Source organism: Sulfuriferula sp., from assembly GCF_054605375.1.
In genome coordinates this window covers 112,563-118,909 of record NZ_JBTSEG010000006.1, presented here as the reverse complement: position 1 = coordinate 118,909, position 6,347 = coordinate 112,563, and the positions used below count along the sequence as shown (strand labels likewise).

Here is a 6,347-nt window from a genome sequence, read left to right as displayed (position 1 = left end):
GGATGAGTGCGCCTGGAGATCGGGAAAATGGGTTAAATAGGGCGAAGAACGCCAAAAGCAGTGAGGAAAATTGCATTTCCTGAGCATTTCACACTGCCGTTTGAAAATTTGAAGCGGAGCCGTCTGCCGCTGCGCGGCAGACGGGGTTGTTCAGAGCATCCTTAATATATCCACGACTTAACTTATATCTCTTGCCGGGTTGGCCTGAACAAAATTTCGTTCACGTCGATTTCGTCGGGCTGGCTGATTGCGAAGGCGACAGCCCTTGCAAACGAGTCGGCCGGGATGGCGATTTCATAGATCTTGCGGACATTGTCGGCGATATCCGGTTCGGTCACGCTGTTGGGCAACTCGGTATCGATTGCGCCGGGTGAGATGACGGTGGTGCGGATGTTGTAGGGCTTCACTTCCTGGCGCAGGCCTTCGGACAGGGCCAGCACGGCGTGTTTGGTGGCGGCGTGGACGGCGCTGGATGGGCGAACTTTATGGCCGGCGACCGACGAGACGTTGATGATGTGTCCGGATTTCTGTTTCTGCATGTAGGGCAGCGCGGCGGCGATGCCATACAGCACGCCTTTGATGTTGACGTCGATCATGCGGTCCCAGTCGTCGATCTTGAGGCGATCCAGCGGGGAGTGCGGCATCAGGCCGGCGTTATTGATCATGACATCGATGCGGCCGTATTTTTCCACCGCGGTATCGACCAGCTTTTGGACTTGTGCGCTTTGGGTGACGTCGGTTTGCACGGCGATGGCTTTGCCTTGGCTGCCTGCCAGTTCTTTTGCCAGCGCGTTAATGCGATCAATGCGTCGCGCACCGAGTACCACGGTGGCGCCCTGTTCGGATAGATGTCGTGCGGTCGCCTCGCCCAGCCCGCTGCTGGCGCCGGTGATGACGACGATCTTGCCTGTGATGTTGTTGCCCATGAGGACCTCCGGAAAAAAATCGATGTTCATTGGAAATAAGGTTTTGCGCCCATATTTTCTGGCGAAAATAATAAGGCAAGTGCAATATGAGAGCCTGCGTAATCGTGAAAGTTTCGGGCGCCGCAGCGTGATAACAGGAAGCGTGAAAAGGGAAGGCTGGTTTTCCGGGCGCACCTCTCGATTGCAATGGGAGGTCGGCAGACGTTGCGACACCATTACTTGTTTAACAGGGGAGTGAATCATGTCTGTCAATATTGCCTGGCCGGTCAAGTCCAGAGAACTGCACAGCCACCATTTTGATTCGACCATCTGGAACGATTTTCAGTTTCGGAGCGACGACATCATCATCGCCACTTATGCCAAATCCGGCACCACCTGGATGCAGCAGATCGTGGCGCAAATGCTGTTCAACGGCGACCCTGATCTGGCGGTGGCGGAAATGTCGCCCTGGCTGGATCTGCGTGTACCGCCCAAGCAAGTGAAATTGCCGCAGGTGGAGGCGCAGACCCACCGCAGATTGATCAAGACGCATCTTCCGCTGGATGCGCTGGTGTATTCGCCCAAGGCGAAATACATCTACATCGCTCGCGATGGCCGCGATGTCCTGTGGAGCATGTATAACCACCATGTGAATGCCAATCAGGCCTGGTATGAGGCGCTGAATGATACGCCGGGCCGCATCGGGCCGCCGATTGAGCCGCCGCCAGCGGATATTCGCCAGTACTGGCACGACTGGCTGGTCAGGGATGGACATCCGTTTTGGCCGTTTTGGGAAAATGTCCGCAGCTGGTGGGCGATTCGCGAACTGCCGAATATCCTGTTCGTCCACTTCAATGACCTCAAGCGCGACATGCCGGCGGAAATGCGCCGTATTGCCTTGTTCCTCGATATTCCCATCGACGAGACGCAATGGCCCGCGATCCTCGAATACTGTTCATTCGACTGGATGAAAAAAAATGCGGTGAAAGCGGTGCCGCTCGGCGGTGCGTTTTGGGATGGCGGTGCGGAAGTATTCATCAACAAGGGCGTGAATGGCCGCTGGATGGATACGCTGACTACCGAGGAATCGGCTCAATACGAAACACGCGCGGTGCACGAATTGGGGCCGGAATGCGCAAGCTGGCTTGCCTATGGATACGGGACATAGGAACGTTACTGCCGGTATGTTCCAGCGGCGTTGATCCGGAACCGGCAACCATTTCGACTGATTGAACTCCAACCTGGGCAATATCGGCACATCGGGTGTCGATGTCGGCCTGGAATACGCATTTACGAAAAGGAGATCAAGCATGATCAAAGCGTTTGCTGCATTTGAACCCCAGGGCGAACTCAAACCCTTCGAATATGATCCGGGCCCGCTCAAGCCCCATGAAGTTGAAATCGATATCCAGTACTGCGGCATCTGTCACAGTGATCTGAGCGTAATTGATAACGAATGGGGCATTACCCAGTATCCGGTGGTCCCCGGGCATGAGGTGGTAGGGGCGATTGGCAAGGTAGGCGAGGGCGTGAAACACCTCAAGGCCGGGCAGATTGTCGGGCTGGGCTGGCATGCCGGCTACTGCAATGAGTGTGAGCCCTGCAAGATGGGCGACCACAATTTGTGCGCTACCGCACAGGCCACCATCGTCGGGCATCACGGCGGGTTTGCCGACAAGGTACGTGCGTCGGCTGACAGCGTGGTGCCTATTCCCGACGGCATCGATCTGGAATCTGCCGGCCCGCTATTTTGCGGCGGGATTACGGTGTTTAATCCGCTGGTCCAGTTTGATATCAAACCCACCGACAAGGTGGCGGTAATCGGTATCGGTGGCCTGGGGCATATGGCGTTGCAATTTCTCAATGCATGGGGCTGTGATGTCACTGCATTCACCAGCAGCGCAGACAAGGAGAAAGAAGCGCTGGAACTGGGTGCGCATCACACCCTGAATTCGCGCGATCCGAAACAACTCGAGGTGGCGGCAGGCCGTTTCGACATGATCATTTCCACGGTGAATGTGAAGCTGGACTGGAATCTTTATCTCGGCACGCTCAAGCCGCGCGGGCGTTTGCATTTCGTGGGCGCGACGCTGGAGCCGCTCGATATCAATGTGTTTTCACTCATCATGGCACAGCGCTCGATATCCGGCTCCCCGGTGGGAAGTCCTTTGACGATTGCCAAAATGCTGGATTTTGCCAAGCGCCATCACGTCAAACCGGTCATCGAGAAATTCAGCTTTGACAATATCAATGAAGCAATCGAGCGCTTGCGAAGCGGAAAGGCGCATTACCGTATCGTGCTGTATCGCTAATTCGCCTCAAACCACGCATAATAATCGGGGTGCCTGCGCATCCACCGGCGTGGCGATGCAGGCATGACCCAAGCGATAATGGGGGGAAACCAGAATGAAAATTCGTACATTGCTTTTGCTGGTAGTGCTGGGATTGATTGCGGTTTTTTCCGCGCTCAACTGGAGCGCGTTCATGGCGCCCACCACGCTTTCGCTGGGGTTTTCCACGGTTCAGGCGCCGCTGGGTTTAATCATGCTGGGCGTGTTGATCCTGCTCACGGCGTTCTTTCTGGTATTTGTGGTGTATCTGCAGACCTCGGTGCTTTTGGATACGCGGCGCCAGGCACGCGAAATGCAGGCCAATCGGGAACTGGCGGAAAAAGCAGAAACTTCGCGTTTTACCGAACTGCGTGCCTTTATGGAAAGCGAAATGAAACGGCAGACCGAGCAGAATGCGGCTTCGAAGGCGGCGGTGCTGACCAGGCTGGATCAGCTTGATCGGGATGTGTTGTCTGCCATTGAACAGTCGGGCAATTCGGTAAGTGCGCATGTCGGCCAGCTGGAAGACAGGCTGGAAAGAGGCGAGCACGGTTTGATGCCGCGCCCGACCTGATCCGTTGCGCCGTGTGCCGGGTCAATCCTGCTTCAAGGTATTGACCCGGTAAATTTCATATACGGTATTCCCGCAAGCAGGAGTGGGTAGTCCATGTACATCCCCGGGCATTTTCAGGAAACCGATCAGGCACGCATTACTGCGCTGATTCAGGATAACCCCTTCGGCATGCTGGTCACAGCGCCCGCTGGCGTGCCGTTCGTCACGCATCTGCCATTCCTGTTTGAACCCACGGCCGGCGTGCATGGCAGGCTGTTGGGTCACGTGGCGCGAGCAAATCCGCAATGGCAGCACTTTGCATCGGGTCACGCAGTGCTGGCGGTGTTTCACGGGCCGCATGCCTATGTCTCGCCTTCGTGGTATGCCTCGCCCGGCGTGCCGACCTGGAATTTCGCGGCGGTGCATGTGCAGGGCATCGCGCGGATCATTGAAGACAAGGCCAGTTTCGCCACGCTGCTCGAGCAACTTACCCAAACCCGCGAAGCGTCCATGGCCAGCCCGTGGCAACCCGATTTCTCCAGCGACCGGCATGCGAAAATGCTCGACGCGATTGTCGGGTTCGAAATCGACATCACCGACATTCAGGCCAAGTTCAAGCTGAGCCAGAATCGCTCGTCCGTGGACCGGCAACGGGTGATCAACGAGTTGACTCTATCAAGCAATCAAACTGCAAATGAAGTTGCAATACTCATGTCCGTCAAAGAGTAATCGATATAGCCGTCACCTGCTTGCGGAAGACTCTGTGTCGATAATCAGGCATGGATGGGAAATGAAAGATGTCATTTGAAGATCAATTTCGTCTCAGTTCGCACGCCGTCATCACGAACGAGCTGGGTCATGTACTGCAACTCAGGCAAACATATGGCGACAAACGCTGGGGCTTGCCGGGTGGAGCGCTCGAACCGGGAGAGACTATTCATGAAGCGCTGTATCGTGAATGCGTGGAGGAGCTTGGACGTGAGGTTGAGATCGTCTATCTGAGCGGTGTTTACTTCCATTCCGTAGTGAACTCGCATGCGTTTATTTTCCGGTGTGAATTACTGCCGGGTACGCAGATTGTGCTGAGCGAGGAGCATTCGGAGTATCGTTATTTTCCTGTCGCCGAACTCCCGGCTGTTCAAAAAAAAAGAATTCAGGATTGCCTTGCTTTCAAAGGCATTGTTGCCAGTGCGAAATTTTAGACCGGAATGACTTGAGCCTATCGTTTGGCTCGGTTAGAGGAGTGCGATAAATAGCCATGGATATACGTATTGCCGTCACAGACATGGAGATCGCCGCGTGTTATCCGGTAATGCGCGAGCTTCGCCCTCACCTGGTAGAGGATGAGTTCATCACCCGGGTTCGCGGTCAGGAAAAAGCCGGTTATCGGCTGGCTTTTGTGCAGCATTCCGCTGATCTGGTGACCGTTGCCGGATTTCGTGAGGGTGACAGCCTGTCCTGGGGCCATTTTCTGTATGTCGACGATCTCGTCACCCTCGCTGCACATCGCTCGAAAGGCTATGGCGCAAAATTGCTCGCATGGCTCGAAGAATATGCCTTGGCGGCGGGTTGTCAGCAATTCCATCTGGATTCGGGCATGCAAAGAAAAGCGGCGCATCGTTTTTATGAGGGTACGGGCATGACGGTGACAGGTTTGCATTTCGTAAAAATGCTGGCCGGGCATACACAGGCGTGACAGATGCACTGGCGTTGCAATCTTTCGGTATGCGGCCAGGGTGGAAAGCGGGTTGTCCCTGCCGGCCTGGTGTCTCGATCCGGATGCTATATTGATCGCAACAGGGATGAATACAGAGTGGAGCGACAAGAAATCATGAATATTACGGATTTGATGAAGGTATGGGAAAGCTCGGCCAGCGGTCACCTGACCGCGAAGGAATATCAGGTCCGGTTACCGCTTCAGGATGCTGCAAAAATTGCGGCCTTGGTAGAGATGTATCCACGCCGCAATCAAACAGAGATTATTACTGAATTGCTGACTGCGGCATTAAACGAACTCGAACGTGCCATGCCTTATATCCAGGGCTCCAAAGTCATTGCGCAAGATGATCAGGGTGATCCGATTTACGAAGATATCGGGCCGACGCCGCGCTTTATAAATCTGAGCAGGAAATATCGCAAGGGGCTGGAAAAAGATTCAGGGGAGTGTGCAGAATGATCAGTCTGAAGCGTGTTTACGAAACGCCGGATGCTGGGGATGGGGCGCGTGTGCTTATCGAAAGGCTGTGGCCGCGAGGGCTGGATAAACAGCATGCGCAGGTGGACGAATGGCTAAAGGAAATCGCTCCAAGTACCGAACTGCGTAAATGGTTTGCGCATGACCCGGCCAAATGGCCTGAATTCCAGCAGCGTTATCAGGCTGAGCTGGCCGGAAAATCCGGACTGCTTGACCAGTTAAGGCAGATGGCCCGGAAAGACAAGGTAACCCTGGTTTTTGCGGCAAAAGATGAGCAGCACAACAGCGCGATGGTGTTGAAACATTACCTCGAACAATCCATGGTTCGATAAAATTTCAGGAATGAAAATACGGAAACCATTTGT

Annotated in this window: 9 protein-coding genes; 8 read left to right on the top strand and 1 reads right to left on the bottom strand. The window is 54.7% G+C overall.

Going from position 1 to position 6,347, the window contains the following annotated elements:
- Positions 1 to 182 precede the first annotated feature (182 nt).
- Complete coding sequence (locus ACYCZJ_RS05825; RefSeq protein WP_461553281.1) at positions 183 to 926, bottom strand: SDR family oxidoreductase; 744 nt, start codon at positions 924 to 926, stop codon at positions 183 to 185.
- Between the two features lie 241 nt (positions 927 to 1,167).
- Here ACYCZJ_RS05825 and ACYCZJ_RS05820 point away from each other — a divergent pair, with 241 nt between their 5' ends.
- From ACYCZJ_RS05820 to ACYCZJ_RS05785, 8 genes are all read left to right on the top strand, one after another.
- A complete protein-coding gene (locus ACYCZJ_RS05820) occupies positions 1,168 to 2,073 on the top strand; it encodes a sulfotransferase domain-containing protein (protein WP_461553280.1) in 906 nt (301 codons plus the stop codon).
- 142 nt (positions 2,074 to 2,215) lie between these two features.
- Positions 2,216 to 3,217 (top strand): NADPH-dependent aldehyde reductase Ahr, encoded by a 1,002-nt coding sequence (ahr, locus tag ACYCZJ_RS05815; protein WP_461553279.1) that lies wholly within the window; start codon positions 2,216 to 2,218, stop codon positions 3,215 to 3,217.
- A 94-nt stretch (positions 3,218 to 3,311) separates the two neighbouring features.
- Positions 3,312 to 3,809 carry a LapA family protein gene (locus ACYCZJ_RS05810; RefSeq protein WP_461553278.1) on the top strand — a complete coding sequence of 166 codons (498 nt, stop codon included), beginning with the start codon at positions 3,312 to 3,314 and terminating at the stop codon, positions 3,807 to 3,809.
- A 93-nt stretch (positions 3,810 to 3,902) separates the two neighbouring features.
- Positions 3,903 to 4,517 (top strand): FMN-binding negative transcriptional regulator, encoded by a 615-nt coding sequence (locus ACYCZJ_RS05805; protein WP_461553277.1) that lies wholly within the window; start codon positions 3,903 to 3,905, stop codon positions 4,515 to 4,517.
- Positions 4,518 to 4,585: 68 nt separating this feature from the next.
- Positions 4,586 to 4,990, top strand: coding sequence for an NUDIX hydrolase (locus ACYCZJ_RS05800; protein ID WP_461553276.1), 405 nt, complete (start codon positions 4,586 to 4,588; stop codon positions 4,988 to 4,990).
- A 56-nt stretch (positions 4,991 to 5,046) separates the two neighbouring features.
- Entirely contained in the window at positions 5,047 to 5,484 is a 438-nt protein-coding gene (locus tag ACYCZJ_RS05795; RefSeq protein WP_461553275.1) for a GNAT family N-acetyltransferase, read from the top strand.
- Positions 5,485 to 5,619: 135 nt separating this feature from the next.
- Positions 5,620 to 5,964, top strand: coding sequence for a type 1 pili tip component (locus ACYCZJ_RS05790; RefSeq protein WP_461553274.1), 345 nt, complete (start codon positions 5,620 to 5,622; stop codon positions 5,962 to 5,964).
- On the top strand, positions 5,961 to 6,314 hold the full coding sequence (locus tag ACYCZJ_RS05785) for a DUF488 domain-containing protein (RefSeq protein ID WP_461553273.1): 354 nt from the start codon (positions 5,961 to 5,963) through the stop codon (positions 6,312 to 6,314). Before ACYCZJ_RS05790 ends, ACYCZJ_RS05785 begins: the two co-directional genes overlap by 4 nt.
- Positions 6,315 to 6,347 lie beyond the last annotated feature (33 nt).

Bases quoted from the DNA above. Each gene is read 5' to 3' on its own strand.
- ACYCZJ_RS05825 (WP_461553281.1), bottom strand. From the start codon at position 926: ATGGGCAACAACATCACAGGCAAGATCGTCGTCATCACCGGCGCCAGC.
- ACYCZJ_RS05820 (WP_461553280.1), top strand. From the start codon at position 1,168: ATGTCTGTCAATATTGCCTGGCCGGTCAAGTCCAGAGAACTGCACAGC.
- ahr (WP_461553279.1), top strand. From the start codon at position 2,216: ATGATCAAAGCGTTTGCTGCATTTGAACCCCAGGGCGAACTCAAACCC.
- ACYCZJ_RS05810 (WP_461553278.1), top strand. From the start codon at position 3,312: ATGAAAATTCGTACATTGCTTTTGCTGGTAGTGCTGGGATTGATTGCG.
- ACYCZJ_RS05805 (WP_461553277.1), top strand. From the start codon at position 3,903: ATGTACATCCCCGGGCATTTTCAGGAAACCGATCAGGCACGCATTACT.
- ACYCZJ_RS05800 (WP_461553276.1), top strand. From the start codon at position 4,586: ATGTCATTTGAAGATCAATTTCGTCTCAGTTCGCACGCCGTCATCACG.
- ACYCZJ_RS05795 (WP_461553275.1), top strand. From the start codon at position 5,047: ATGGATATACGTATTGCCGTCACAGACATGGAGATCGCCGCGTGTTAT.
- ACYCZJ_RS05790 (WP_461553274.1), top strand. From the start codon at position 5,620: ATGAATATTACGGATTTGATGAAGGTATGGGAAAGCTCGGCCAGCGGT.
- ACYCZJ_RS05785 (WP_461553273.1), top strand. From the start codon at position 5,961: ATGATCAGTCTGAAGCGTGTTTACGAAACGCCGGATGCTGGGGATGGG.